The 25,612-nt window shown below is 72.0% G+C and carries 22 protein-coding genes; 10 read left to right on the forward strand and 12 right to left on the reverse strand.

The genetic code is table 11. The features are described from left to right. Positions 1-32: 32 nt before the first annotated feature. Positions 33-962: a heavy metal transporter gene (locus tag ACWC9R_RS19485; protein ID WP_450733062.1), complete on the forward strand. Its 930-nt coding sequence runs from the start codon at positions 33-35 to the stop codon at positions 960-962. A gap of 302 nt (positions 963-1,264) precedes the next feature. Beyond that, positions 1,265-1,723, forward strand: coding sequence for an ATP-binding protein (locus ACWC9R_RS19490; protein WP_450733064.1), 459 nt, complete (start codon positions 1,265-1,267; stop codon positions 1,721-1,723). 77 nt (positions 1,724-1,800) lie between these two features. Here the strand turns inward: ACWC9R_RS19490 and dapC are convergent, their stop codons facing one another. Next, a complete protein-coding gene (gene dapC / locus ACWC9R_RS19495) occupies positions 1,801-2,982 on the reverse strand; it encodes a succinyldiaminopimelate transaminase (RefSeq protein ID WP_450733065.1) in 1,182 nt (393 codons plus the stop codon). Positions 2,983-3,160: 178 nt separating this feature from the next. Then, positions 3,161-3,481: a ferredoxin gene (gene fdxA, locus ACWC9R_RS19500; RefSeq protein WP_033319951.1), complete on the reverse strand. Its 321-nt coding sequence runs from the start codon at positions 3,479-3,481 to the stop codon at positions 3,161-3,163. A 140-nt stretch (positions 3,482-3,621) separates the two neighbouring features. Here fdxA and ACWC9R_RS19505 point away from each other — a divergent pair, with 140 nt between their 5' ends. Together ACWC9R_RS19505 and ACWC9R_RS19510 are read left to right on the forward strand one after the other, a co-directional pair. After that, positions 3,622-4,716, forward strand: a complete 1,095-nt coding sequence (locus ACWC9R_RS19505; RefSeq protein WP_450733068.1) for a GNAT family N-acetyltransferase — start codon at positions 3,622-3,624, stop codon at positions 4,714-4,716. A 16-nt stretch (positions 4,717-4,732) separates the two neighbouring features. Beyond that, on the forward strand, positions 4,733-5,608 hold the full coding sequence (locus tag ACWC9R_RS19510) for a transglutaminase family protein (protein ID WP_450733070.1): 876 nt from the start codon (positions 4,733-4,735) through the stop codon (positions 5,606-5,608). On the opposite strand, the gene ACWC9R_RS19515 is transcribed toward ACWC9R_RS19510, so the two are convergent. The 5 genes from ACWC9R_RS19515 to ACWC9R_RS19535 all read right to left on the reverse strand — a co-directional run bounded on the left by ACWC9R_RS19515 (position 5,575) and on the right by ACWC9R_RS19535 (position 11,044). After that, a complete protein-coding gene (locus ACWC9R_RS19515; protein ID WP_450733072.1) occupies positions 5,575-6,711 on the reverse strand; it encodes a PP2C family protein-serine/threonine phosphatase in 1,137 nt (378 codons plus the stop codon). The two genes, ACWC9R_RS19510 and ACWC9R_RS19515, sit on opposite strands and share 34 nt — an antisense overlap. 154 nt (positions 6,712-6,865) lie before the next feature. Further along, positions 6,866-9,013, reverse strand: a complete 2,148-nt coding sequence (locus tag ACWC9R_RS19520; protein ID WP_450733074.1) for a hypothetical protein — start codon at positions 9,011-9,013, stop codon at positions 6,866-6,868. Positions 9,014-9,228: 215 nt separating this feature from the next. Beyond that, the gene (locus tag ACWC9R_RS19525) at positions 9,229-9,756 is read right to left on the reverse strand and encodes a DUF6113 family protein (protein WP_450733076.1); all 528 of its coding nucleotides are present in this window, start codon (positions 9,754-9,756) and stop codon (positions 9,229-9,231) included. Then, a complete protein-coding gene (mshB, locus tag ACWC9R_RS19530; protein ID WP_450733078.1) occupies positions 9,753-10,739 on the reverse strand; it encodes an N-acetyl-1-D-myo-inositol-2-amino-2-deoxy-alpha-D-glucopyranoside deacetylase in 987 nt (328 codons plus the stop codon). The genes ACWC9R_RS19525 and mshB overlap by 4 nt, the downstream gene beginning before the upstream one ends. 110 nt (positions 10,740-10,849) lie before the next feature. Continuing rightward, on the reverse strand, positions 10,850-11,044 hold the full coding sequence (locus tag ACWC9R_RS19535) for a hypothetical protein (RefSeq protein WP_006603310.1): 195 nt from the start codon (positions 11,042-11,044) through the stop codon (positions 10,850-10,852). Positions 11,045-11,331: 287 nt separating this feature from the next. Here ACWC9R_RS19535 and ACWC9R_RS19540 point away from each other — a divergent pair, with 287 nt between their 5' ends. Beyond that, positions 11,332-13,518: a prolyl oligopeptidase family serine peptidase gene (locus ACWC9R_RS19540; RefSeq protein ID WP_450733080.1), complete on the forward strand. Its 2,187-nt coding sequence runs from the start codon at positions 11,332-11,334 to the stop codon at positions 13,516-13,518. A 124-nt stretch (positions 13,519-13,642) separates the two neighbouring features. Here ACWC9R_RS19540 and ACWC9R_RS19545 read toward each other — a convergent pair whose 3' ends face one another. Next, positions 13,643-14,749 (reverse strand): hypothetical protein, encoded by a 1,107-nt coding sequence (locus ACWC9R_RS19545; protein ID WP_450733082.1) that lies wholly within the window; start codon positions 14,747-14,749, stop codon positions 13,643-13,645. Between the two features lie 486 nt (positions 14,750-15,235). Here ACWC9R_RS19545 and ACWC9R_RS19550 point away from each other — a divergent pair, with 486 nt between their 5' ends. The 5 genes from ACWC9R_RS19550 to ACWC9R_RS19570 all read left to right on the forward strand — a co-directional run bounded on the left by ACWC9R_RS19550 (position 15,236) and on the right by ACWC9R_RS19570 (position 21,493). Then, positions 15,236-16,270 carry an ABC transporter permease gene (locus ACWC9R_RS19550; protein WP_362605478.1) on the forward strand — a complete coding sequence of 345 codons (1,035 nt, stop codon included), beginning with the start codon at positions 15,236-15,238 and terminating at the stop codon, positions 16,268-16,270. Between the two features lie 103 nt (positions 16,271-16,373). After that, on the forward strand, positions 16,374-18,173 hold the full coding sequence (locus tag ACWC9R_RS19555; protein ID WP_450733084.1) for an ABC transporter substrate-binding protein: 1,800 nt from the start codon (positions 16,374-16,376) through the stop codon (positions 18,171-18,173). A gap of 114 nt (positions 18,174-18,287) precedes the next feature. Beyond that, positions 18,288-19,259, forward strand: a complete 972-nt coding sequence (locus ACWC9R_RS19560) for an ABC transporter permease (RefSeq protein ID WP_362605481.1) — start codon at positions 18,288-18,290, stop codon at positions 19,257-19,259. An 11-nt stretch (positions 19,260-19,270) separates the two neighbouring features. Next, positions 19,271-20,332 (forward strand): ABC transporter ATP-binding protein, encoded by a 1,062-nt coding sequence (locus ACWC9R_RS19565; protein ID WP_450733087.1) that lies wholly within the window; start codon positions 19,271-19,273, stop codon positions 20,330-20,332. A gap of 12 nt (positions 20,333-20,344) precedes the next feature. Further along, positions 20,345-21,493: an ABC transporter ATP-binding protein gene (locus ACWC9R_RS19570; RefSeq protein ID WP_450733089.1), complete on the forward strand. Its 1,149-nt coding sequence runs from the start codon at positions 20,345-20,347 to the stop codon at positions 21,491-21,493. A gap of 123 nt (positions 21,494-21,616) precedes the next feature. Here ACWC9R_RS19570 and ACWC9R_RS19575 read toward each other — a convergent pair whose 3' ends face one another. The 4 genes from ACWC9R_RS19575 to ACWC9R_RS19590 are packed head-to-tail and all read right to left on the reverse strand — an operon-like array spanning position 21,617 to position 25,604. After that, positions 21,617-22,681, reverse strand: a complete 1,065-nt coding sequence (locus ACWC9R_RS19575) for an ABC transporter ATP-binding protein (protein ID WP_450733091.1) — start codon at positions 22,679-22,681, stop codon at positions 21,617-21,619. Beyond that, complete coding sequence (locus ACWC9R_RS19580) at positions 22,668-23,687, reverse strand: ABC transporter ATP-binding protein (protein ID WP_450733093.1); 1,020 nt, start codon at positions 23,685-23,687, stop codon at positions 22,668-22,670. The genes ACWC9R_RS19575 and ACWC9R_RS19580 overlap by 14 nt, the downstream gene beginning before the upstream one ends. Before the next feature lie 11 nt (positions 23,688-23,698). Continuing rightward, on the reverse strand, positions 23,699-24,688 hold the full coding sequence (locus ACWC9R_RS19585) for an ABC transporter permease (RefSeq protein ID WP_450733095.1): 990 nt from the start codon (positions 24,686-24,688) through the stop codon (positions 23,699-23,701). Further along, the gene (locus tag ACWC9R_RS19590) at positions 24,681-25,604 is read right to left on the reverse strand and encodes an ABC transporter permease (protein ID WP_450733097.1); all 924 of its coding nucleotides are present in this window, start codon (positions 25,602-25,604) and stop codon (positions 24,681-24,683) included. The genes ACWC9R_RS19585 and ACWC9R_RS19590 overlap by 8 nt, the downstream gene beginning before the upstream one ends. Positions 25,605-25,612: the final 8 nt, after the last annotated feature.

Raw genomic sequence — 25,612 nt, forward strand, 5'->3', positions numbered from 1 at the left:
CCTATCCGCAGCACTCCAGTACGGTGGGCCCCGTGTCCGCCCCGTCCTCAGCTCCCCGCCGCCGCTCCCGTCTGTGGCGTACCGCGGCGGCCGTGGCCGTACTGATCGGCCTGGCCGGCTATCTCGTGGTGCAGTACGTGACCGGTGGCCCGGGAGCACCGCACTGCACGGTCCGCGCCGAAGGGGACGCGAAGGAGTACGAGCTGTCCCCGGAGCAGGCCGCGAACGCCGCGACGATCTCGGCCGTGGCGTCCTCGCGCGGGCTGTCGGAGCGGGCGGTGACCATCGCGCTGGCGACCGCGATGCAGGAGTCGGGGCTGCGCAACATCGACTTCGGTGACCGGGATTCGGTCGGGCTCTTCCAGCAGCGGCCGTCGCAGGACTGGGGCACCGTGCGGCAGATCATGGACCCGGTCTATTCGGCCGGGGAGTTCTACCGTCACCTGGCGAAGGTGCCCGGCTACTCCCGGCTGCCGCTGACCGTGGCCGCGCAGAAGGTGCAGCGCAGCGGCTACCCGCAGGCCTACGCGAAGCACGAGGCGAACGCCGCACGGCTGACCGGGGCGCTCACCGGCCGCGACCGCGACGCGATGAGCTGCACCGAGAGCAGCCCGGTGGACGGGACGGCGGGCGGCGCCAAGGCGGTGCGGGAGCGGCTGGTGCGGGAGTTCGGCCCCGAGGTGCTGCCGCGGCCGGGCGGCGCCCAGGGCCGCGCCGTGGGCGGCCGGAGCGGCGTGACGATACCGGTGCGGCAGGCCGGCGCGATGGCCGCGGGCGATACCGAACGGCGCGGCTGGGAGCTGGCGATGTGGGCCATGGCGCACTCCGCCGAGCTGCACATCGAACAGATCTCTTACGCCGGCCGGATGTGGACGGCGGACGAGGCGGGGAAGGGCTGGCAACGGAAGCCGGCCGCCTCCGCGGTGGCCGCGCACCACGTTCGTATCATCACCGCGCAGTAGTTTGCCCGGTCGCCCGGAAGGGGCACCGGCAGCAATTCCCTTTTACCCAGGGGCAGTTGGTCAAGCGCGCGGGGAGGGTTCGGTCAATTCCCTTGCGGGCAAAGGGCTGTGACGTTTCCGCGGCGCTTCGGCGCGTGCGCATATTGCCCGCCTTTCGCCAGGGCCGATTATGTGACGCGTTACCAACTCTTTACCGGAGTTCACCGCAACCTTCGGGGTTCTGACGCGGTAGTCAGTGCGTCCGCCAGGCGGACATGGCACATCTGTCAGAAGTACGAGTCCTTCTCCGTAAAAGGAGCACCATGTCCCTCCCCGTTACGCGTCGGATCGCCCGAGCCGCCCTGCTCGTTGCAGCGGGTGCCGCTCCCGTGGTCGCTGCGGCCGGCTCCGCGAGCGCCGCGGAGCTGCCCACCAAGGCACTCGGCGGACTGACGGCGCCCCTGGACTCCCAGAACACCAGCGCGACCCTCGACCACACCGCGCGGGAAGGCGTCGGCCTGGTGAACGCGGCCGGCGGCAAGGCGGCCACCAAGCTCGCCCCGGCGCTCGTCGAGACCGCCGGCCCGGTCGTGAAGAAGGCCATGCCGCTCACCCAGGCCGCCGCCGACAAGGCGGAGAGCGTGGCCCGCCCGATCGCCAAGAAGGGCATCTCGACCAGCACGCTGCCGCTCGACGCGGCCAAGGGACTCGTCGGCTCGCCGCAGGGCCTGCTCGCGCCCGCCAAGGGCCTGCTCGGCGGTCTGCCGCTCGGCGGCCGCTGACCGGCCGCCCGCCCGAACGACGCGCAGGGGCCCGGGGAGTTCGCTCTCCCCGGGCCCCTGCGCGTGTCAGTCGCGGCTCACTCCGCCAGCCGGCGCACGGCGGCGGCCACCCGTTCGTCGGTGGCGGTGAAGGCGATCCGGACGAACCGCTCGCCCGCGGGGCCGTAGAACTCGCCGGGGGCGACCAGGATGCCGCGCTCGGCGAGTGCGCCGACGGTGTCCCAGCAGGGCTCGTCGCGGGTCGCCCAGAGGTAGAGCGAGGCCTCGCTGTGCTCGATGCGGAAGCCGGCCGCCTCGAAGGCCTCGCGCAGCGCGGCGCGGCGGCGGGCGTAGCGCTCCCGCTGCTCGGCGACATGGGCGGTGTCGCCGAGTGCCGCGACGGTGGCGGCCTGGACGGGGGCCCCGATCATCATGCCGCCGTGCTTGCGGATCAGGAGCAGGTCGCCGAGGACCGCGGCGTCGCCGACGAGGAACGCGGAGCGGTAGCCGGCGAGGTTGGAGCGCTTGGAGAGCGAGTGGACCGCGACGATGCCGTCGTGGGAGCCGCCGCAGACGTCCGGGTGCAGCACGGAGACCGGGTCGGCCTCCCAGCCCAGTTCGAGGTAGCACTCGTCGCTGAAGACCAGCACCCCGTGCTCGCGCGCCCAGGCGACGGTGCGGCGCAGCTCGTCGGCGCTCAGCACCCGGCCGGTGGGGTTGGACGGCGAGTTCAGCCAGAGCAGCTTCAGACCGCTGGGGTCCAGCTCCGTGGGGTCGTCGTAGACGACCGGTTCGGCGCCGGCCAGCCGGGCGCCGACCTCGTAGGTCGGGTAGGCCAGCCGGGGGTAGCCGACCTTGTCGCCGGGGCCGAGGCCCAGCTGGGTCGGCAGCCAGGCCACCAGCTCCTTCGAGCCGACGACCGGCAGCACGTTGGTGTGCTCCAGGCCGCGGGCGCCGAGGCGCTCGGCGGCCCAGCCGGTGAGCGCGTCCCGCAGCGCGGCGGTGCCCCACACCGTCGGGTAGCCGGGGCTGTCGGCCGCGGCGGTCAGCGCCTGCTGCACCAGCGCGGGGACCGGGTCCACCGGGGTGCCGACGGACAGGTCGACGAGGCCGTCGGCGTGCGCGGCCGCGGTGGCCTTGTAGGGCTCCAGGCGGTCCCAGGGGAAGACCGGAAGACGGTCGCGGAGCGACGCCGTGAAAGGGCGGTGGTGGGCGACGGGCGGGCGGTCGCGGAGCGACGCGCGGGGGGATTCGGGCCGGGGAGACGATGCTGCGCCCACGGTGCTCACTTTCTCGGGTGGTGCGGGGCCGTCGGCACGAACGCGTCGGTCCCGTACGGCGGCAGGCCGTACGGGACCGGGGCGGCGCCGTGCGACCTCCCGTGGCTGACACTGGAGGTGCCCCCCACGACATGGGAGCAAGAGGGAGCGGGCAGGCTCCCCCTTGGTCCTCGGGTCGTTACTGGTTCTGCGGCGGCAGTTCCGCGATGAAGGGGTGGTCGCGCTCGATCAGACCGAGCTTGCTGGCGCCACCGGGCGAACCGAGCTCGTCGAAGAACTCCACATTCGCCTTGTAGTAGTCCTTCCACTCCTCCGGGGTGTCGTCCTCGTAGAAGATCGCCTCGACCGGGCAGACCGGTTCGCAGGCACCACAGTCGACGCATTCGTCCGGGTGGATGTACAAGGACCGGGAGCCCTCGTAGATGCAGTCGACCGGGCACTCCTCGATGCACGCCTTGTCCTTGACGTCGACACAAGGCTGCGCGATGACGTAGGTCACGCTGTCGTTCCTCCTCGGTAGGGCCGGCGGTCCGATTGGCAGTACCGCCGCTGGGCGCGCGGGAGCGCGGCGTCGTCGATGCCCGCCATCTAGTATCTCCGTTCCCGGGCGCGAGACGAACAAGAGGGGCGGTTTGAGCGATGGAATTCCTGGCCGGCGGGCGCGCGGAGGTCCGTATCACCCGTGCTGACGTGGGCAAAAGGGTATCCGTCCGGCGTCTGACCGGGGATGGCGCGGGTGGTCCGGCGTTCACCGACGCGGTCGGCGTTCTCACATCCTGGGATCAAGGTGTGCTGAGCATCACACGGCGCAACGGGGAGATCGTCGCGGTCGAGGAGTCGGCACTGGTGGCCGCGAAGGTCGTGCCCGACCGCCCGGCCACCGCCCGGCACGGGGGCGCGCGGCCCTCCTCGGGGGAGCCGTCCCGCCGGCGGGGCCCCTCGGCCACCGTCCGCGAACTGCAGACCGTCGCGGCCCGCGGCTGGCCCGCCGTGGAGACGGCACGTCTCGGGGAGTGGACGCTGCGGGCCTCCGGCGGGTTCACCCGGCGTGCGAACTCCGTCCTGCCGCTCGGCGACCCCGGTGTCCCGCTGGGAACCGCTCTGGAGCGGGTCGGCCAGTGGTATGACGCGCGGGGTCTGCGGCCGACGATCATGGTCGCCACGGGGCCGGACGGCGGCGGCGCGGAGCTGGCCGCCGAGCTGGCCGAGCGCGGGTGGACCGACGAGGCGCACACCAGGATCAGGATCGCGGCGCTGGCGCCGCTCGCCGACACCGAGATCCCCGCCGGTTCCGCCGGGGGCGCCGCGCCCCGCGTCGTCCTGTCCCGGGAGCCCGGCGCGGACTGGCTGGCCCTCTACAACCGGACCGGTGAGGCCGGTCTGTCGCCGGAGGCGGCCCGAAGCGCCCTGCGGGTGCTGACCGGCGGGCCCTCGGTGTGGTTCGCGACGGTGGCCGGTCCGGACGGCGGGACGGCGGCGATCGGACGGCTGGCCGTCGACGGGCGCTGGGCGGGCTTCGCCGCGGTGGAGGTGGCCCCGGCCGCGCGGCGGCAGGGCCTGGCCACGGCGGTGATGGCGACGCTCGCCGAACGGGCCCTGGAGGAGGGCGCCTCGGCCGCGTATCTGCAGGTCGAGGCGGACAACGCGGGCGCGCTCGGGTTCTACGACCGGCTCGGCTTCACCGACCACCACGGCTGTCACTACCGGCGGGCGCTGCCCGTCGGCCGGCGCTGAACGGGTATCCCACGCCATGTCCCAGGAACCCGAGTCCCCGGAGCCCGAGCCGCAGCAGGGCGACGCCCGCGGCGCGCGGCGGCAGCGGTTCGCCGAGGCCGCGCGGGCCGAGCGGCCCGATCTGGCGCTGCTGTGCCTGCTGATCGGCGAGGAGGCCGATCCCGCGCTGGACGAGGCGGGCCGCGACGCGGTCCAGATCGAGCTGGACCGGCTGGCCGGACTGCTCCCCTACGCTCCCGCGGGCGGCCCCGGCGCCTGGGCCCGTAACCTCGCCGAGCTGCTCGGCACCCGGTGCGGCTTCGGCGGCTCGCCCACCGACTACCGGCGGCTGGAGTCGTCGCTGCTGCACGAGGTGCTGCGGCGGCGCCGGGGCCTGCCGATCCTGCTGTCGGTGGTGTGGATGGAGGTCGCCCGGCGGGCCGGTGCCCCGGTGTACGGGGTGGCGCTGCCCGGGCACTTCGTCGTCGGCTTCGGCGATCCCGCCGGACGGCATGTGCTCGCCGATCCGTTCGCGGGCGGCCGGCTGCTCACCGACGAGGACGCGGAGCTGCTGGTCACGGGGGCGACCGGGGAGCCGCTGAGCGCGCGGATGACGCGGCCCGCCGATCCGCTGGAGATCGTGCTGCGGATGCTCAACAACATCCGGGCCTGGGCGCAGGCCCGCCCGGAGCACAGCGCGGTGCAGCTGTGGGCGCTGGAGCTGTCGCTGCTGCTGCCGAGCCATCCGGCGCGGCTGCGCCAGGAGCGGGCCCAGCTCCTCGTCGAGCGCGGGGAGTTCCTCGACGGGGCGGCCGAGCTGGAGGAGTACGCGCGGGTGGTGGAGGCGGTCGATCCGGCCGCGGCGAAGGCGCTCCGGCGTCAGGCCGCGGCGGCGCGGGCCATGCTCAACTGACCGTCGGGGTCGGGGTGTGTCCGGCGCCGGACGACCAGCGCGGTGGCGTCGTCCTTGAGGCTGCCGTGGGTGAAGTCCTCCAGATCGGCGCGGAGGGTGCGGGCCAGGTCGGGGGGCTCCAGGTCCGTCCACCGGGCGAGCCGCTCGGCGAGCGGGTAGAACGTGCCGTCCGTGCCGCGTGCCTCGGTCACCCCGTCCGTGCACAGCACGATCCAGTCGTCGGGCTCGGGGTGCACCCGGACGCCGTGGCGGGGTTCGCCGCTGAGCGCGCCCAGGCCGAGCGGCAGCGCGCCCTCGCCGTCCCGGCGTTCGTGGACCTCGCCGTGCCGCACCAGGTAGTACGGGATGTGGCCGCAGGACAGTACCCGGCCCTCCGTCACCCCGTCCGCCCCGCGCAGCTCCAGCAGCAGCGCGGTCACGAAGCGCTCGTCGGTGCCCTCCTCGGCGGAGCGGGTGTTGTAGCGGGCCAGCGCCTGCTCCATGCGCCCGGCCACCGACTCCAGTGACTCCTGGTACTGCGCGGCCTCCCGGAACGACGCCAGCACCTCCAGGCCCGCGCCGATCGCCGGCATGCCCTTGCCCTGGACGTCGCCGATCATCAGCCGCATGCCGTGCGGCGTGTCGATGGCCTCGTAGATGTCCCCGCCGACCCGGGCGCCCTCCTCGGCGGAGACGTAGAAGCCGTACGCCTCGATCTGCCCGGCGCCGATCGGCAGCTCGCGCAGCATCGCCCGCTGGACGGTGTCGGCCACCAGGCTCGTCCGGGCGTGCAGCGCCTCCCGCTGGAGCCGGGTGCGGCACAGCGTCAGGGAGAAGGCGGCCACCAGGAAGACACCGAAGATGCCGACGACCCGGCTTGCCAGGCCCCAGTCGGGCACGGTGAAGATGTCGACGTAGGTCAGGCACACCACGAAGACGGCCGCGACCGCGACCGTCTGCCGGAACGGGCAGCGCAGCGCGGCGTACAGCGGAGCGATGCCCATGAAGGCCGAGACATGCAGCTCCGGTCCGGTCGTGGAGTCCAGCAGGGTGACGACGAGGATCGCGAGAATCAGCAGCACGGGAGCCAGGCGGCGGCTCTCCGTGGGTCGGTCGGCGGCCATCACCCTTCCAGCCTGCGGGAAACCGACCGGCGCCGCACCGGGGGAGGCCGGCCCGCGCGCCGCCCCCGCAGGCGAGAGGCCCCCGGGGGCGTCCCGGTCAAGCCGGGACGACGCCCTGTGGGGGCCTCTCACCTGCGGTTTCGCGGTGCGGCGGTCAGTTTCCGTCGGTGGCGATGGTCTGGACCCGCTGGGCCGGGCCGGTGCCGAGCAGCGCCTTGCCGACGGCGCTCGCCACCTCCTCGACGCTGACCGGGTGCTTGGAGCCGTCGCCCTTGGTGACCAGGACGCCGTTGAAGGTGTCGCCGTACAGCGCCTTGAGGGCCGGCCGGTCGTAGTACGGCACCAGGGCGCCGTTGACGATCTTGAACGACAGGAACTTCGGGATGGACTTCTGCGGGCTGAAGGAGACCGTGTGCGCCGCGTCCGTGCGGACCGTCACCAGGCCGGACATCGCGGGCTCGGCGAACTGCTTCATCGCCCGGTCCACCGCGGCCTTGGTCACCTTCGGCTGCTGGGTGCCGGCGGCCAGCACCACGGGGGCGTCGGTGCCGGTGGCGGCGCGCTTGCGGTAGGCGTCGGCGACCTTCTTCTTGGACGTAGCGACGTCGATCGCCTTGTGGGGCGCGCCGTAGTGGGGCACCGCCTTGCCGTTCTCGAAGGTGATCCCGCCGTCCGCGGCGGCGCCCCCGGGTCCGGTGGCGTTCTCCAGGGCGATCTGCAGCTTCTCGTCGTCGACGACGACCGCGGGGTCGGCCGTGCGGTGCACGCCGAACAGCGAGCCGATGACGGAGACCGGGTTGTAGTCCCGGCCGGCCGCCCTGCGCACCGTCGCCTGCGGGTCGATGTCCAGGCCCGCCCGGGAGGGCCGGAGGCTCGTGGACTTGCCGTCGACGGTGAGCTTGAGCGGTGCGGTGCGGCTGTCCCTGAGCGCCGTCTCCAGCTTCTTGACGGCCTCTTCCTTGCTGGCGCCGCCGATGTCGACGCCGAGCGCGGTGGTGCCGTTGGGCACGTCGGCGTGGTCGAGGAGCAGCCCGGCGCCGTAGGCGACACCGGCCAGCACCACGACGGCGACACCCATGAGAACGAGCTTGTTGCGGCCCTTCTTGGGCGGGTTGATCGGCTCGGGGATCTTGGGCCGCGGCTTGGGGGCGGCGCTGTCGCCCGCACCGGCCGGGGCGGCCGGGAAGGGGGACGGCGAGGACGGCTTCTCGGTCCCGGGGACCTTCGGGATGCCGCTGACCAGCGTGTCGCCGGACACCCGGTCACGGCCGCCGGAGGCGCCGCCCTGGGGGCCCTTCGGTCCGCGCGGCCCCTTCGGGGCGCCGGGGCCGGTGCCCTGGGGGCCGCCGGGCAGGCCGCCCGTGATGCCGCCGCCGCTGCCCGGTCCGGTGAGCGGTGCGGGCGGCTGCGGGGTCAGCTCCGCGGTGTCGTCGATCCGGGGCGTGCCGCCGGCTCCGGGGTCGCTGAAGCCGGGCGGGAGGTTGAGCGCGGAGGTGCCGCGGGCCGGTCCGGTGGTCGGACCGCTCGGGCCGGCGCCGGGGGTGTCGAACGGGCTGTGGTCCCGGGCGGGCGCGCCGGCGCCGTCGAACGGCGAGGCGCCGCCGGGCGCGGCACCGTCGAAGGGCGAGGCGCCGCTCCGCGGACCGCCGTCGAACGGCGTGGGGTCGCCCGTCCGGGCGCCGCCGTCGAACGGCGAGGCGGCGCCGTCCTTCTTCGGGGCCGGGCTGTCGGAGAAGTACGGCAGGTCGGGGCGCTGCGGCGCACCGGTGTTGCCGGACGGACCGCCCGGCGGGGTCGTCCCGCCGGGGGCGGGCGGCACCGCGTGCGAGCCGGTGGACGAGGACGAGCCGCCGGCCCCGCCCTGCGGCTTGCGCGGGGCGAACCAGTCGCTGGTCTTCTCGGTCTGGCCGGTCTTCGCGGGCCGGCCGCCCGTGGGTGCGTCGTCCGCCGGGGCGTCGGGCCGGGGCGTGTTCGCCGTCCGTTCCGCGTTCCGCTCACCGCCGCGGGGCGTGCTCCGGGAACCGGCGGAGCCGCCGGAACCAGCCGATCCGCTCATGCCGGACTCCTCACCGACGGGCTTGCGCACGACGACCGGCGGGATGGGGCGCGACCCCGGAATGTTGATCTTGATCCGCGTCGTCAGCGTGGTCTCGGTCTTGGGCTCCTCCGGGTGCTCCGCGGCACCGGGCGCCGGCTCGCCGGTCTCTCCCCTGGGCGAGCCGTAGGGCGGCGTCCCGGACGGGTACGCGGCTCCGCCACGGCCCTGGGGGCCGGAGGACGAACTGTCAGATTCACGACTCAAAGCAGGTTCTCCCGGTTGGCTCCGCCGCTCGTCAGAGATGATCCCCGGCCACAGGCCGGGAGGTGCCCCCAGGGCGGCGCGACGGCGCGCACCACCATACTGTCCGCCGCGGGCGGCCACCCCGGGAGCGTACGAACACCGCCGCCACGGGCGAACCCCCGGTACCCGGTCGGTTCACCCGGACCGGCGCGGCATCCGTCCCGGTATGGGCCACGTCATCCGCCAACTCGGCCGTGCCGGACGCCCATCGGGCGCAGCTGCCGCGCGGTGGCGCAGATCACAGCGACCACGATGCCGCCCAGCAGGAAGATGTACGAGCCGAGTCCCGCGCCGAAGAGGAAGTCGCCTTCCGGCCGGACGTTGCTGAGCAGCAGGAACACCGTCACCAGCCAGGCCGCGCCGGGCACCAGCACGCCCGCGGAGGTACCGGTCGCCCGGGCGCCCCCGTAGAAGAGCCCGACGACGCCGCCCAGCGCCAGCGCCAGACCGCCGGGAAACCAGGCCGCCTGCACCAGTGTTCCGGCCCCGGCCACCAGGACGCCCGCGACCAGGAGCAGCACGTATATACCGATCCGTCCCACCGTCAGCGGTGCGGCCGACACGGCACCGGCCACCGGCGGCACCGGAGCGCCGGACCGCGCACCGGGCGTCGCGCCCGAGCCCGCCCGCGAGCGCTTCCCGTTGCCGGAGGCCGCGCCGCCGTTTCCCTCACCGGCGGTCCCGCCGCCCTTCGCCGCACTCATTCCGCCGCCTCCTCGATCCGGGCACTTTCCTCCATACCCGTCATATCGCCGATACCCGCGAAGAGATCGTCCTCCCGGACGCCGTCCGCGGCACCCCGGGCGCCGTGCACCAGCCGATAGTGCTCCGTGCCGAACAGCGGCTGGCCCAAGTCGTTGGAGAGCGCGAAGAACGGCCCGTCCACCGCGATCTGGGTGTAGTGCGCCCGCATCGCCGCGGCCTTCGCCGCCGCGTACTCAGGGTCGCCGGTGAGGGACGCCGCGACCTCGGAGTCCGGCACCACCCCGGGCACGTCGTCGACGGCGGCCACGCCGGGGAAGCTGTGCCCGGCCGCGCGCAGCCGCGCGAAACCCTCCTCGACCACCGAGCGGGGGTTGCAGTTCCAGTAGATCTTCCCGACCTCGTGCGCCGGGCCCAGCTCCGGCCGGAAGCCGGCGCGGGCGGCGAGTTCGGCACCGCGCATGGCGACCCGGTGCGCCTGGATGTGGTCGGGGTGGCCGTAGCCGCCGTTCGGGTCATAGGTGACCAGGACCTGCGGCCGGACCTCGCGGATCACCGCCACCAGATGCCCGGCCGCCTCGTCGAGCGGGGCCTGCCAGAAGGCGTCCGGCCGGTCGTTCTGGGGGGCGCCCATCATCCCGGAGTCCCGGTAGCGGCCCGGTCCGCCGAGGAAGCGGTGGTCGGTGACGCCCAGGGCCGCCATCGCGGCCGCCAGCTCGTCCGCGCGGTACGGGCCGAGGGTGTCGGCACGGTCCGGCGCGAGCTGGGCCAGCTCGGGCGGGATGACCTCGCCCTCCTCGCCGAGGGTGCAGGTCACCAGGGTGACCAGCGCGCCCTCGGCCGCGTACTTGGCCATGGTCACGCCGTTGTTGATCGACTCGTCGTCGGGGTGCGCATGCACCAGCAGCAGCCGCCGGGAAAAGGCGGCGGGTGCGGCGCTCCCCTCGGCGGGCGGCTGCGGGGGACGGGCGGGCTGATCGGTCATACCGACAGCCTACGAGCCGCCGGCTCCCCCGCCCGCAGGCGATCCCGGCCGCCGCCGGTGCACCCGGCCGGGAGGCGGGCGCACGGCGGACGGGTCCGGCCGGCGGCGGCTCAGAACTTGATGTTCCCGAGCATGCCGGCCACGTTCGTCGTCAGCTGCTTGATCGTCGGGGCGATGGACGAGCTGGCCAGATAGAAGCCCAGCAGCATGCAGACCAGGGCATGCGGGGCCTTCAGTCCAGACTTCTTGACAAGCAAGAAGACGATGATCGCCAGCAGCACCACCGCCGAAATCGAGAGTGCCACGGCGGCTCACCTCCAAGTACTCACGGTCCGGACAGAGTTGAGGGTGCCCGAGCCGTCCTCACGACCCGCGCACCCGGGTATGCCAAGGGCTCTTTACCCCGTACCCACGACACCCAAGGGATCATAACTTTCCGCGCTAGCGCATAAGTCGGAGCACGGAAGCAGAGCGGGGGCGCACATGATCTTCACGAGTGCGACCAGGGTGAGCCGTTCCTCCCCCCGGGGGCCGGCTGACGGGATTTCCTGGCCCGGCCCCGAGCGGCGGGACAGCCCTTAGGCTCGGCACCATGACCGGACAGCCTTCGTTCCCGCGGCAGTACGCCCGTACGCAGCGCTTCACCCTGGGTGCGCCGCGCAGCTACGCCCTCTCCCCCGACGGCACGCGCGTCGTCTTCCTCCGCTCCGGTGCGGGCACCGACCGCAGTCAGCAGTTGTGGGTGCTCGACCTGGAGGAGGGACGGGAGTTCCCGGCCGCCGATCCGCAGGCCCTGTTGGCCGGCGCGGACGAGGAGCTTCCCCCGCAGGAGCGGGCCCGCCGCGAGCGCAGCCGGGAGAGTTCGGCGGGCATCGTCGGCTACGCGACGGACTCCGCGGTGGAGTTGGCGGCGTTCACGCTGTCCGGCCGGCTGTTCGTCTCCGAGCTGCGGGCCGGCACCACCCGGGAACTGCCGGTCCACGGACCGGTGGTGGACCCCCGGCCGTCGCCGGACGGCCGGCAGGTGGCCTTCGTGGCGGACGGCCGGCTGCGGGTGGTGGCGGTGGACGGCGCCACGACGTCGGACGGGGACGGCGGTCCGGCGGCCGGCGGGCGGACGGACCGGGTGCTGGCCGATCCCGACGGGCCCGAAGTGACCTGGGGGCTCGCGGAGTTCATCGCGGCCGAGGAGATGGGGCGCTACCGGGGATTCTGGTGGTCGCCGGAGAGCGACGCGGTGCTGGCCGCCCGGGTCGACGAGGCGCCGGTGCAGCGCTGGTGGATCTCCGACCCCGCCCATCCGGACCGGGAGCCCGCCCGGGTCGCGTACCCGGCGGCGGGCACCCGCAACGCCGTGGTCACCCTCACCCTGTTCGGCCTGGACGGCAGCCGCACCGACATCGACTGGGACACCGAGCGCTACCCCTATCTCGCCCGCGTCCACTGGTCGGCGGCCGGGCCGCCGCTGCTGCTCGTCCAGGCCCGCGACCAGCGCGACCAGCGCTATCTGACCGTGGACACGACGACCGGCGCGACCCGGACGGTGCACGAGGACGAGGACGAGGCCTGGGTCGAGCCGTTCCCCGGGGTGCCGGCCTGGACGCCGGACGGCCGGCTGGTGCGGATCGCCGACGAGGGCGGCGCGCGCAAGCTGTTCGTCGGCGACCGCCCGCTGACCGGGGCGCCGCTGCACGTCCGGGCCGTCCTGGACATCGGCGAGGACGACGTCCTCTTCTCCGCCAGCGGCACGGACATGCACGACATCGGCGTCTACCGCGCCTGGTTCCGCGGCAGCGGCGACCAGGGCGGCTGGGAACGGGTGGGCGAGCGGCCGTACCCGACGGTGTCCTCCGCAGTGCGCGGCGGTGCGCTGACCGTGCTGTCCCAGGCGTCGCTGGAGCGGCCCGGCACCCGGGTGGAGGTGGTGCGGACGGACGGCGACGGCGGTGAGAAGACGGTCGCCACGATCGGTTCACACGCCGAGGAGCCGTCCCTGACCGCGCGCCCCCGGCTCGTCCTGGCCGGGGAACGGCAGATTCCGTGTGCGGTGCTGCTGCCCGGCGACTACCGGGAGGGCGACGGTCCGCTGCCCGTACTGCTGGACCCGTACGGCGGTCCGCACGGCCAGCGGGTGGTCGCCGCGCACCACGCCCATCTGACCTCCCAGTGGTTCGCCGACCAGGGGTTCGCGGTGATCGTCGCGGACGGCCGGGGCACTCCGGGCCGCTCCCCCTCCTGGGAGAAGTCGGTCTCCCGGCGGCTCGCGGAGTACGCGCTGGACGACCAGGTCCACGCCCTCCAGGCGCTGGCCGAATCCTTTCCCCTCGACATGGAGCGGGTGGCCATCCGCGGCTGGTCCTTCGGCGGCTATCTCGCCGGGCTCGCCGCGCTGCGCCGGCCCGATGTCTTCCACGCGGCCGTGGTGGGCGCGCCGGTGACCGATCTGCGGCTGTACGACACCCACTACCAGGAGCGCTACCTCGGTCACCCGGGCGAGGAACCGGCGGTCTACGCGGCGAACTCGCTGATCACGGACGAGGGGCTGTCCGGAGCACGGGAGCCGCACCGCCCGATGCTGATCGTGCACGGCCTCGCGGACGACAACGTGGTGGTGGCCCACGCGCTGCGGCTGTCCTCGGCGCTGCTGGCGGCGGGCCGCCCGCACGAGGTGCTGCCGCTGTCCGGGGTGACACACATGGCCTCACAGGAGCAGGTGGCCGAAAACCTGCTCCTGCTCCAAGTCGACTTCCTCAAGCGGTCGCTGGGGATGCGGGACTGACCGGGGGGCGGCTGCGGGAATACCCTCCGCCGCCGCCTCGTTGTGGCTCCGCAGGGGGCACCCGCACCCCCTACGGGATCTGTTCGCCCGCCCCTTAAGCCCCCGGCCCCCGCCCCGCCGCGGCTCACCAGCCCGGCGGGAGCCTGGACGGCGGGGGCGGGGCGTGCGGCGGGCGGGCCTCGCCCGGGGCGCCGCCGTACGCCAGCACCGCCTCCGGGACGGCCGCCGGGACGCCGGGCCGGGCGGCCGCGATCAGCACGGCCAGGCCGGCGGCCGCCACGAAGGCCGCCGTGCCCACTTCCAGCCGGGCCGGGGCGGGCAGCGCGGCGAAGCGGCCCAGCTTGCCGGTGTGCAGGGCGAACGCGAGCGCCACGCCCCCGTGCGCACAGAGCAGGGCCGCGGCCGTCAGCGCCGCCGGCCGGGCCCACGCCGCCCGGCGCAGCGCGGCGGCCGCCGCCGTCAGGGCCAGCAGCGCGAGCGCCAGCGCCTGCCAGTGCACCGGGGGCTGGAGCAGCGCACGGAAGACGGAGGCATCGCCGAACAGCCCCTTGCCGTAGAGGTCCCCGCCGAGCCGCGCCCACCAGTGGAGCTCCCAGCCGGCGACGGCCAGTCCGGCGGTCCCCAGGAGGACGGCGGCGGTGACGGCCGGCCCCTTGAACGGCCTGCCGGGCGCCTCGGGGGCCGCCCCCGGCGGCACCGCGCGGACCACTCCGTACGCCGAGGTCACGGGCCGCGGCAGCGCGTGCGCACCGCGTGCCGTGGAGTCGTCCGGCCGCCGGCCCCGCACGCTCACCACGAGCAGGGCGACCGCCAGCGCGAGTTGGGTCAGAGCGGTCAGCCGTGCCCGCGCCGTGAGACCGCTGTCCAGTCCCTGGAGCCAGCCCGCGCCCAGCGTCCACACCAGCGGGGTCCGCAGCAGTGCGGTGGCGGCGGCCAGGGAGAGCAGCGCGCCGGTGGCCACGGCCGAGGAGACCGCGGTGCGCAGGACGGCGACGGCGGCGACGAGTGCACCGAGCACCAGCAGCGGGTCCAGCGCCGTGGTGGCCCAGGCGGTGAACTCCCGTGGCCGGGGCGTCTCCCCGAGCCAGAACCGGCCCATGTCCGCGGCCTGTTGGGCGATCGTCAGGTCCCGGATGATCCAGAGCGCGCTGAGCAGCGCGAGCAGCAGGCAGACCAGCGCGCCGAGACCGCGCGCGCCGCGGGTGAGAACGCTGTCCCGCACTGTGGACACGGCTCGCCCCCCGTCCGTGTCGTAGTACCCGAGTCGTCCGCGGCACCCCGCACGGGAGGTGCCTTCCGCAGGTCTACTCCAGTCCTGGCCCGGGGACAACAGAGCCGTTCCGGACGACGGGTGAAACCCGGACAAAGCAGCAACCGGCCGGGGCGCCGCCTGACGCCCCGGCCGGTCTACGGCACCCGCACGGCCGTACGTTGTTCATCATGGCGCGTCCGTATATCGGTGTTGCGACAGTGAAGTTGCCTTCATGTTAAAGAAGTTGATGCCGATATGTCCCCCATGCCGCATATCACGCCCTCCTGTCAAGCACGCCCGGGAGACGATCTGCGCAATCTTCGCTCAAGAAGTAGACGACCTGTTCACGAGCACACCCGATCCCCTTGACTCCGCCATAAATCACTTGCGAAAGTCCGCTCATCCAGCGGTGCGACCAGGTGCCGCTTCACGTTCCAAGAGAACTCGGCGCGGGGGCACTTCGCGATGACTAGTCCATCCCAGACCGCGGCCAGCGAGTCCGTTTCGCAAGGACTTGGGCCCGAGGGTCTGAAGAAGGAAAAGAAGGGCAAGGGCGGTGAACTCGTCGGCCGGTCCCCCGGCCAATTGATGTGGATGCGCTTCAAGCGCGACCGCACCGGTGTGGTGTGCGCGATCGTCGTTCTCGCGTTCTTCGTCATCGCGGCGCTGGCCCCGGTGATCGGAGCGCTGTACGGGAAGAACCCGTACACCCTCTACGGCAACGACAACTTCGACCTGCTGGACGAGTTCGGCTATCCGGTGGGTCCCAACGGCGGTATCTCCGGCGACTTCTGGTTCGGTATCGAACCCTCGCTGGGGCGTGACCTGTTCACCCAGCTGCTGTACGGCATCCGGACCTCGCTGGGCATCTCCGTGGCGGTGACCCTGCTGGTGGTCGTCACCGGCACCATCCTCGGTGTCACCGCGGGCTACGTGGGCGGCAGGACCGACTACTGGCTCGGCCGGATCATCGACTTCCTGCTCGCCTTCCCCAGCCAGCTGACGTTCGTGGCGTTCATGCCCGTCGTCGTCGCGATCTTCGTGCCGCCGTCGGACGAGACCCCCACCTACGTACGCGTCGTGGCGCTGATCCTCGTGCAGTGGGCGCTGGGCTGGATGGGTCTGGCCCGACTGCTGCGCGGCCAGGTGCTGTCGCTGCGGGAGCGGGAGTTCGTCGAGGCCGCGAAGATCACCGGTGCGTCCCCCTGGCGGATCATCCGCAAGGAGCTGCTGCCCAATGTGGTGACGCCGATCCTGGTGCAGAGCACCTACATGCTCCCGCTGTTCGTCACGGCGGAGGCCGGCCTGTCCTACCTGGGCGTCGGCATCATGGAGCCGACTCCGGACTGGGGGCGGCTGTTCCACACGGCCGGCATGGTCTACGAGAACGACCCGACCTTCCTGGTCTTCCCCGGTGCCGCGATGGTGATCTTCGTGCTGTGCTTCAACCTGCTCGGGGACTCGGTCCGGGACGCCTTCGACCCCAAGTCAGGGCGTTGATCGACCTCTTGAAGGGGGTTGCTGTCACCCCCGCGCCGGGCTCTGACCGGATGCGTCCGACAGCACATCTGGACACCAACTGACAGGCAGGTGCTTGGACCCAATGAACGCTCAATCTACGCGCAGAGCACGCGCGGTGATCGTGGCCCTGGCGGCCGGTTCACTCGCGCTCACCGGTTGCAGCAGCGGCGGCAGCAACGGCAAGGACAACGCCCAGACGGACAAGGACGCCGCCTCGCAGTCGAAGGCGGTGCCGCTCGGCACGGCCGCGGACTCCACCGGCCCGGCGGTCGCGGTCAAGGGCGCCAAGTCCGGCGGCACCATCCGTGTCTTCCAGCGGGACAGCTTCAACCACCTCGACCCGGGGCAGATGTACGTCAGCGACATGAAGGCGCTGTCGCAGCTGATCTTCCGCGGTCTGACCAGCCTCAAGCAGGACGACCAGGGCAAGGAGAAGGTGGTCGGCGACCTCGCCACCGACTCCGGCCAGATGTCCGACGGCGGCAAGACCTGGAAGTACACGCTCAAGGACGGGATCAAGTTCGAGGACGGCAAGCCGATCACCTCGAAGGACATCCGCCACACCATCGAGCGCACGTACGCCAAGTTCATCACGGACGGTCCCACCTACGTCCAGACCTGGCTGTCCGGTGCGGGCACCACGTACCGCAAGGCGTTGCCGGAGGGCCCGTACAAGGGTGACCACCTGCCCAAGAGCGTGCTGGACACCCCGGACGACAAGACCATCGTCTTCCACTTCAAGCAGCCGCAGTCGCAGCTGCCGTACGCGCTGACCATGCCGGGCTACAGCGTGGTCCCCGAGGGCTCGAAGGACACCAAGGACAACTACGACGTCGCGCCCGTCTGCTCGGGTCCGTACAAGATCGCGTCCTTCAAGTCGGGCAAGTCCATGAAGCTGGTGCGCAACACCAACTGGGACGCGAAGACCGACCCGATGCGGCACCAGTACCCCGACGGGTACGACCTCACCTTCAACCACCAGGCCTCGGACTCCACGAAGCGCCTGATGGCCGACCAGGGCGAGTCCAAGAACGCGATCAGCCTCACCAACGCGGTGGAGCCGACGCAGACCAAGCAGGTGCTGGACAACGAGAGCGCCAGCAAGCGCCTGGTGCAGGGCTACCAGCCCTACGTCTGGCAGATGAACTTCAACATGGACCGCATCAAGGACAAGCGGATTCGTGACGCGATCACCTACGCCCTGCCGAACGGCCAGATCGTCCGGGTCAACGGCGGCAGCTACGGCGGTGAGATCGCGGGTGGTCTGCTCGCCCCGACCGTCGCGGGCTACAAGAAGGGCTACGACCCCTACGGCAAGCTGAAGCACCCCAACGGTGAGCCGGAGAAGGCCAAGAAGCTCCTCAAGGAGGCCGGTGCGACGGGCAAGAAGCTCGTCTACGCCTACTCCAACACCGAGGCGCGCCAGAAGGAAGCCGTCGTCATCGAGGACGCGCTGACCAAGGCCGGCTTCAACGTGCAGAAGAAGGAGGTCGACGCCGCCTCCTGGTACGAGCAGATGGGCAAGGTCAAGAACGGCTTCGACATCTACATGACCGGCTGGGGCCAGGACTGGGCCGACCCGTCCACCGTGATCCCGCCGTCCTACGACGGCACCCAGATCCAGGACGGCGCTGCCAACTACTCGCACGTCAACGACAAGCACGTGAACTCCGAGATCGCCCGTATCTCGAAGATCACGGACGTCAACAAGTCGACCGCCGAGTGGCAGAAGCTGCACCAGTACATCGTGGAGAAGGTCAACCCGGCCGCGCCGGTCTTCTACACCAAGATGCTCCAGCTCTACGGCTCGAACATCGGCGGCGCCCGGTACAACACCGACGTCAGCTACCTCGACCCGAACACGCTGTTCCTCAAGAAGTAAGCACCTGCGAAGGCAGTCCGGAGAGCGCGCGCACGGCGGGGCGCGCGCCCTCCGGGGCCTTTCCCGCCACCCCTCACCCCACTGCCGCCGCCGTCCTGAGAGCAGCGAACTGTCATGCTTCAATTCCTATTTCGCCGGACGTTCGGCGCGGTCATCACCCTGGTCCTGCTGAGCGCCTTCACCTTCTTCGTGTTCTTCGCCGTGGGCGACCCCGCCCTGATGGCGTGCGGTAAGAACTGCACCGCTGACAACGTCGCCCTGATCCACCAGAACCTCGGGCTCGACAAGCCGCTCCCGACGCAGTACTGGGACTTCCTCTCCGGCATCTTCGTCGGCCGGGACTTCTCCGTCGGCCACTGCAGCGCCCCCTGCTTCGGCTACTCCTTCGCCACCAAGCAGGACGTCTGGGCGACGATGATGGACCGGCTGCCCACCACGGCGTCGCTGGCCATCGGCGGTGCCGTGGTCTTCCTGGCGATCGGTCTGGGCGCCGGCCTGCTCGCCGCCTGGAAGCGCGGCTCGATGCTGGACAAGACCGTCACCGGCGCCTCCATGATCCTCAGCTCGGTGCAGATCTACATCCTCGGGCCGATCGTGCTCGGCATCTTCGTCTACAGCGGCGTGATGGCCTCTCCCAAGTACGTCGACTTCACCTCGAACCCCGCCGGCTGGTTCATGGGCCTGCTGCTGCCGTGGCTGGTCATGTCGACGATCTTCACCGCGCAGTACACCCGCATGTCGCGCTCGACGATGATCGAGCAGCTCCAGGAGGAGCATGTCCGTACGGCCAAGGCCAAGGGCATGCCGGCGCGTTACGTCTTCATGCGCTACGCCTGGCGCGGCTCGCTGATCCCCATCGTCACCATCCTCGGCATGGACCTCGGCTCGCTGTTCGGCGGCGCCATGATCACCGAGTACACCTTCTCGCTGGCGGGCCTGGGCCGGCTGGCGATCAATTCCGTGACCACCCTCGATCTGCCCATGGTCCTGGGCGTGCTGATCTTCAGCGCCGCCCTGATCCTGGTGTTCAACATCATCGTGGATGCGACGTACGCCTTCATCGACCCGCGCGTGCGCCTGTCCTAGGAGAGCCTGAAGTGACCACACTCACCAAGACCGAGGACACGCCGGTCCCGGCCGGATCGGACCCCTTCCTCTCCGTCCGCGACCTGCACGTCCGGTTCTCCACCGAGGACGGCATCGTCAAGGCGGTCGACGGCCTCTCCTTCGACCTGGAACGCGGGCAGACGCTCGGTATCGTCGGCGAATCGGGTTCCGGCAAGTCCGTCACCAACCTCGCCGTGCTGGGGCTGCACAACCCCAAGAGCACCGAGATCACCGGCGAGATCACGCTGGAGGGCGAGAAGCTGACCGGGGCCAAGGAGAAGACCCTGGAGCGGCTCCGCGGCAACAAGATGGCCATGATCTTCCAGGACGCGCTGACCGCGCTGTCGCCGTACTACACGGTCGGCCGGCAGATCGCGGAGCCGTTCATCAAGCACACCGGCGCCAGCAAGCGCGAGGGCCGGCAGCGCGCCATCGAGATGCTCACCAAGGTCGGCATCCCGCAGCCCAACCTGCGGGTCGACGACTACCCGCACCAGTTCTCCGGCGGTATGCGCCAGCGCGCGATGATCGCCATGTCGCTGGTCTGCAACCCCGAGCTGCTGATCGCGGACGAGCCGACCACCGCCCTGGACGTCACCGTCCAGGCGCAGATCCTCGACCTCCTCAAGGACCTGCAGCAGGAGTTCGGCTCCGCGATCATCCTGATCACCCATGACCTCGGCGTGGTCGCCAACACCGCGGACGACCTGCTGGTGATGTACGCCGGCCGGGCCGTGGAGCGGGGCTCGGTGAAGGAGATCCTCACCCAGCCCCGGCACCCGTACACCTGGGGCCTGCTGAGCTCCATGCCGCGGCTCTCCTCCGACGTCAGCGAGGCGCTGCACCCGATCCCCGGTTCCCCGCCGAGCCTGCTCAACCCGCCCTCCGGCTGCGCCTTCAACCCGCGCTGCGGATTCACCGGCGAGGTCGGCGGTGCCCGCTGCACCGACGAGCGGCCCCTGCTGGAACTGGGGCGCGCGGCCGCGTGCCATCTGAGCGCCGAGCAGAAGCAGACCCTCTTCACCGAGCAGATCAAGCCCCGGCTGGGCTAGGGAGCGACCACCATGTCAGAGAACGTCACCCTCCCGGCGCCGCGCGGCGCCGCGCCCGCCCAGGGCGAGCCGCTGCTCACCGCCGAAGGCCTGACCAAGCACTTCCCGATCTACGGCGGCTTCCCGTTCAAGCGGAAGGTCGGCGCGGTCAAGGCGGTCGACGGCGTCGACCTGACCGTGCACGCCGGCGAGAGCTTCGGTCTGGTCGGTGAGTCGGGCTGCGGCAAGTCCACCACCGGACGGCTGCTCACCCGGCTCATGGAGCCGACCTCCGGCAAGATCAGCTACGCCGGCCAGGACATCACCCACGCGGGCCGCAAGCAGCTGGCGCCGATCCGCTCCGAGATCCAGATGATCTTCCAGGACCCGTATGCCTCGCTGAACCCGCGGCAGACGGTGGGCACCATCATCGGCGGCCCGATGGAGATCAACGGGATCAACCCGCCCGGCGGCCGGGAGAAGCGCATCCGTGAGCTCCTGGAGACCGTCGGTCTCAACCCGGAGCACTACAACCGCTTCCCGCACGAGTTCTCCGGCGGCCAGCGGCAGCGCATCGGCGTGGCCCGTGCGCTCGCCCTGGAACCGAAGCTGATCATCGCCGACGAGCCGGTCTCCGCGCTGGACGTCTCCATCCAAGCGCAGGTCGTCAACCTGCTCCAGAAGCTCCAGCGGGAACTGGGCATCGCGTTCCTGTTCATCGCCCACGACCTGGCGATCGTGCGGCACTTCAGCGAGCGGGTCGCGGTGATGTACCTCGGCAAGATCGTCGAGGTCGGCACCCGCGACGAGATCTACAACCGTCCGCGCCACCCGTACACCCACGCGCTGCTCTCGGCGGTGCCGGAGGCCAAGCTGGTGGAGGACGACGAGGAGGACCGCGAGCGCATCCGTCTCGCCGGTGACGTCCCCTCCCCCGTCAACCCGCCCTCCGGCTGCCGGTTCCGTACCCGGTGCTGGAAGGCGCAGGACAAGTGCGCCACGGAGGAGCCGCCGCTGGTCCGGATCGGCGGGAACGCGGACGGCCACCTCACCGCCTGCCACTTCCCCGAGGAGCCGACGACCGCGGCCCGGGACGAGGACATCGTGCTCGACCCGGCCCTGGCGGCCATGGAGGACGCGGCACCGGCCGAGGAGTCCGGGGGCACCGGCAAGACCGCGTAGCCGAACGGCCGGAGCCCGCTTCCCCAGAGAGGGGAGGCGGGCTCCGTCGTTCAGCGCGCCGGGGATCGCGCCGGCGCCCCGCCGGGCCCGTCGCCGCGTCGCCGCCCGGCCCGGTCCGTGCGGCTACTCGCTCGGCACCACATGCCGCTCCTCCGCGAAGTGGCAGGCCGAGGCGTGCCCGGCCGGCCCCGCCGGCTCCCGGAGGTCCCCGGGCACCTCCAGGGGCGGTACGACCTCGGCGCACAGCTGCCGGGCCTTCCAGCAGCGGGTGCGGAAGCGGCAGCCGGAGGGCGGGTTCGCGGGTGAGGGGACGTCACCCGCCAGCAGGATGCGGTCGCGGTGGCCGCGGGCGTCCGGGTCGGGGACGGGCACGGCGGACAGCAGGGCCTGGGTGTACGGGTGCGTGGGGTGCCCGTAGATCTGCTCGTCGGTCCCGGTCTCGGCCAGCCGGCCCAGGTACATCACCGCGACCCGGTCGGAGATGTGGCGCACGACGGACAGGTCGTGCGCGATGAAGACGTACGACAGCGCGAAGTCCCGCTGCAACTGCTCCAGTAGGTTGACCACCTGGGCCTGCACCGAGACGTCCAGCGCGGACACCGGCTCGTCGGCCACGATGATCTCCGGGCGCAGCGCCAGGCCGCGGGCGATCCCGATGCGCTGGCGCTGGCCGCCGGAGAACTGGTGCGGATAGCGGTGGATGAACTCGGGGTTGAGCCCCACCACTTCCAGGAGTTCCTGCACCTTTCGGCGGCGGTCCCTCTTGGGGGCCGCCTCGGGGTGGATCTCGTAGGGCTCGCCGATGATGTCCCCGACGGTCATCCGGGGGTTCAGGGAGGTGTAGGGGTCCTGGAAGACCATCTGGATGTTGCGCCGTACCGCCTTCAGCGCCCGGTCCGAGAGGGTGCTGATGTCCTCGCCCCGGTACCGGATCTGACCGGCCGTCGGCCGCTCCAGGCCGACCAGCAGCTTGGCGACGGTGGACTTGCCGCACCCCGATTCCCCGACGATGCCGAGCGTCTCGCCCTGGTGGAGGTCGAAGGACACCCCGTCGACGGCCTTGACCGCGCCGACCTGCTTCCGGAAGAGCACCCCCCGGGTGAGCGGGAAGTGCTTGACCAGATCACGGACTTCCAGAATCGGGGTCCCGGCACCGGGCGGCGGGCCGCCGCCGTCAGCGTGCGCCATCGAGGGTCTCCTTCCAGAAGTGGCACGCGCTGGCGCGGCCGGGGCCGGCCTCGTACAGCGGTGGCGGGTCGGTGCGGCAGATGTCCTGGGCCAGGGGGCAGCGCGGGTGGAAGGGGCAGCCGGGCGGGATGGCCGTCAGGCTGGGCGGGAGGCCCTTGATCGCGTACAGGCGGCGGCCCTTGCGGTCCAGGCGGGGGATGGAGTCCAGCAGGCCACGGGTGTAGGGGTGGGCGGGTGCCCGGTAGAGCTGGTGGACGGGGGCGGTCTCGACGATCCGGCCGGCGTACATCACCGCGATCGTGTCGGCGACGTCCGCGACCACGCCCAGGTCGTGGGTGATCAGGATGAGGCCCATGGTGAGTTCGCGCTGGAGCTCGGCCAGCAGGTCCATCACCTGGGCCTGCACGGTGACGTCCAGTGCCGTGGTCGGCTCGTCGGCGATGATCAGCTCAGGGCCGAGGGCCAGCGCCATCGCGATCATGATGCGCTGGCGCATCCCGCCGGAGAACTGGTGCGGATAGTCCCCCACCCGCTCCCTGGCCGCCGGGATGCCGACCCGCTCCATCAGCTCCACCGCTCTGCCCCGCGCGCCCTTACGGGACATCCCCTCATGGACCTGGAACATCTCCCCGAGCTGGGCGCCGACGCTGACGACCGGGTTCAGCGCGGACAGCGCGTCCTGGAAGATCATCGCCATCTTCGCGCCGCGGACCCTGCGCCGTTCGTCCTTGCGCAGGGTGAGCAGATCGCGGCCCTGGAAGACGATCTCGCCGCCGGTGACGTATCCGGGCGGGGAGTCGAGGATGCCCATCACGGCCTGGGCGGTGACGGACTTTCCGGAGCCGGACTCACCGAGCACCGCCAGGGTCTGGCCGGGTGCCACGCGGTAGCTGACGCCGTTGACGGCCCGTGCCACGCCGTCCCGGGTGCGGAACTCGACCCGCAGGTCCCGCACGTCGAGCAGGGCCGGGCCGACGCCGGCGGGCGGCGTGTCCTCGTTCGTCATCGTGCCGCTCCTCAGCGCAACTTGGGGTCGAGGGCGTCGCGCACCGCGTCGCCGAGCAGGATGAACGCCAGCACCGTGATGCTCAGCGCGCCCGCGGGCCACAGCAGCATGTGCGGCGCGCTGCGGATGTAGGGGGAGGCCGTGGAGATGTCGATGCCCCAGGAGACGGTGGGCGGCTTCAGGCCCGCGCCCAGGTACGACAGCGTCGCCTCCAGCGCGATGAAGGTGCCGAGGGCGATGGTGGCGACGACGATGACGGGGGCGACGGCGTTCGGCGCGATGTGCCGCAGCAGCAGCCGTCCGTTGCCCGCACCCAGCGCCCGCGCGGCCTGGACGTAGTCGTTCTGTTTGGCGGTGACGACGGAGCCGCGGGCGATACGGGCGACCTGCGGCCAGCCGAGCAGCACGATGAAGCCGACGACCGGCCAGACCGTGGTGCTGGTGACCATGGAGAGGAAGACCAGGCCGCCGAGGATCACCGGGATGCCGAAGAAGATGTCGGCGAGCCGGGAGAGCAGGGTGTCGCCCCAGCCGCCGAAGAACCCGGCCGGCCCGCCCAGCAGGCTGCCGAGCAGCGCCGCGCCGGTCGTGGCGCAGACGCCGACGGTGATGGACGCGCGGGCGCCGTAGACGACCCGGGTGTAGACGTCCCGGCCCTGGGTGTCGAAGCCGAAGGGGTGGCCGGGCTGCGAACCCTGCTGGGCCTTGGCGAGGTCGGCGCGGTAGGGGTTGCCGGTGGCGATCAGCTGCGGCCAGATCGCGATGATCACCAGGAAGAGGATGACCAGCGCGGAGATCACGAAGACCGGGTTGCGGTACAGGTCGTGCCAGGCGTCGCTCCACAGGCTGCGCGGCTTGCCGGTGGGCTCCCCGCCGGGCCCGGCGCCGGGCGGGGCCGCACCGGGCCGCCGCTCCAGCGACTCGGCCTCGCCGATGGCCAGCGCGGCGGACCCGCCGTCGCCGTGGCCGATGGCTTCCTTGGGTACGTAGGGCTCAGGCATAACGAATCCTCGGGTCGAGGACGGCGTACAGCAGGTCGACGAGGAGGTTCGCGAGGAGGAACACCAGCACGAGGATGGTCACGAAGCCCACGACGGTCGGTGAGTTCTGGCGCAGGATGCCCTGGTAGAGCTGGTATCCGACGCCGTGGATGTTGAAGATGCGCTCGGTGACGATGGCGCCGCCCATCAGGGCGCCGATGTCCGTGCCGATGAAGGTGACGACCGGGATCAGCGAGTTGCGCAGCAGATGGCGGGTGATGACCCGGTGCCGGGGCAGGCCCTTGGCGAGGGCGGTGCGGACGTAGTCGGCGCGGGCGTTCTCCGCGATCGAGGTCCGGGTCAGCCGGGTCACGTACGCGAGCGAGACCAGCGCCAGCACCAGCCCCGGCAGCAGGAGTTCGTTCAGCGGCGCCTCGGGCGCGACGGACGGGGCGGCCCAGGCCCACTGCACCCCGAACAGGAGCTGCAGCAGATAGCCGCTGACGAAGGTGGGGATGGACACCACGACGAGGGTGAGGACCAGGACGGTGGTGTCGAGGTCCCGGCCGCGCCGCAGCCCGCTGGAGACGCCCAGCGCGATGCCCACCACCATCTCGATGACGAGGGCGACGAGGGTCAGCCGGAGGGTGACGGGGAAGGCGGAGGCCATCAGCTCGGTGACCGGCTGGCCGTTGAACGCGGTGCCGAAGTTCCCCTGGAAGATCTGCCCCATGTAGTGCAGGTACTGCTTCCAGAGCGGCTCGTCGAGGTAGAGCTCGCGGCGGATCTGGGCGGCGGTGGCGGGGTCGGGTGCCCGTTCGCCGAACATCGCGGCCACGGGGTCGCCCAGGGCGTACACCATGAAGAAGATGAGGAAGGTGCTGCCGAGGAACACCGGGACCATCTGGAGCAGCCGCCGGATCACATAGCGTCCCATGGAGCACC

The sequence above is a fragment of the Streptomyces sp. NPDC001219 genome (genome assembly GCF_053597915.1).

Excerpts from the sequence above, each read along its gene's own strand:
- ACWC9R_RS19505 (WP_450733068.1), top strand. The coding sequence starts at position 3,622 with ATGGAATTCCTGGCCGGCGGGCGCGCGGAGGTCCGTATCACCCGTGCT.
- ACWC9R_RS19555 (WP_450733084.1), top strand. The coding sequence starts at position 16,374 with ATGAACGCTCAATCTACGCGCAGAGCACGCGCGGTGATCGTGGCCCTG.
- ACWC9R_RS19525 (WP_450733076.1), bottom strand. The coding sequence starts at position 9,756 with ATGAGTGCGGCGAAGGGCGGCGGGACCGCCGGTGAGGGAAACGGCGGC.
- ACWC9R_RS19490 (WP_450733064.1), top strand. The coding sequence starts at position 1,265 with ATGTCCCTCCCCGTTACGCGTCGGATCGCCCGAGCCGCCCTGCTCGTT.
- ACWC9R_RS19515 (WP_450733072.1), bottom strand. The coding sequence starts at position 6,711 with ATGGCCGCCGACCGACCCACGGAGAGCCGCCGCCTGGCTCCCGTGCTG.
- mshB (WP_450733078.1), bottom strand. The coding sequence starts at position 10,739 with ATGACCGATCAGCCCGCCCGTCCCCCGCAGCCGCCCGCCGAGGGGAGC.
- ACWC9R_RS19510 (WP_450733070.1), top strand. The coding sequence starts at position 4,733 with ATGTCCCAGGAACCCGAGTCCCCGGAGCCCGAGCCGCAGCAGGGCGAC.
- ACWC9R_RS19560 (WP_362605481.1), top strand. The coding sequence starts at position 18,288 with ATGCTTCAATTCCTATTTCGCCGGACGTTCGGCGCGGTCATCACCCTG.
- ACWC9R_RS19580 (WP_450733093.1), bottom strand. The coding sequence starts at position 23,687 with ATGACGAACGAGGACACGCCGCCCGCCGGCGTCGGCCCGGCCCTGCTC.
- ACWC9R_RS19590 (WP_450733097.1), bottom strand. The coding sequence starts at position 25,604 with ATGGGACGCTATGTGATCCGGCGGCTGCTCCAGATGGTCCCGGTGTTC.
- ACWC9R_RS19575 (WP_450733091.1), bottom strand. The coding sequence starts at position 22,681 with ATGGCGCACGCTGACGGCGGCGGCCCGCCGCCCGGTGCCGGGACCCCG.
- ACWC9R_RS19570 (WP_450733089.1), top strand. The coding sequence starts at position 20,345 with ATGTCAGAGAACGTCACCCTCCCGGCGCCGCGCGGCGCCGCGCCCGCC.
- ACWC9R_RS19585 (WP_450733095.1), bottom strand. The coding sequence starts at position 24,688 with ATGCCTGAGCCCTACGTACCCAAGGAAGCCATCGGCCACGGCGACGGC.
- ACWC9R_RS19540 (WP_450733080.1), top strand. The coding sequence starts at position 11,332 with ATGACCGGACAGCCTTCGTTCCCGCGGCAGTACGCCCGTACGCAGCGC.
- ACWC9R_RS19550 (WP_362605478.1), top strand. The coding sequence starts at position 15,236 with ATGACTAGTCCATCCCAGACCGCGGCCAGCGAGTCCGTTTCGCAAGGA.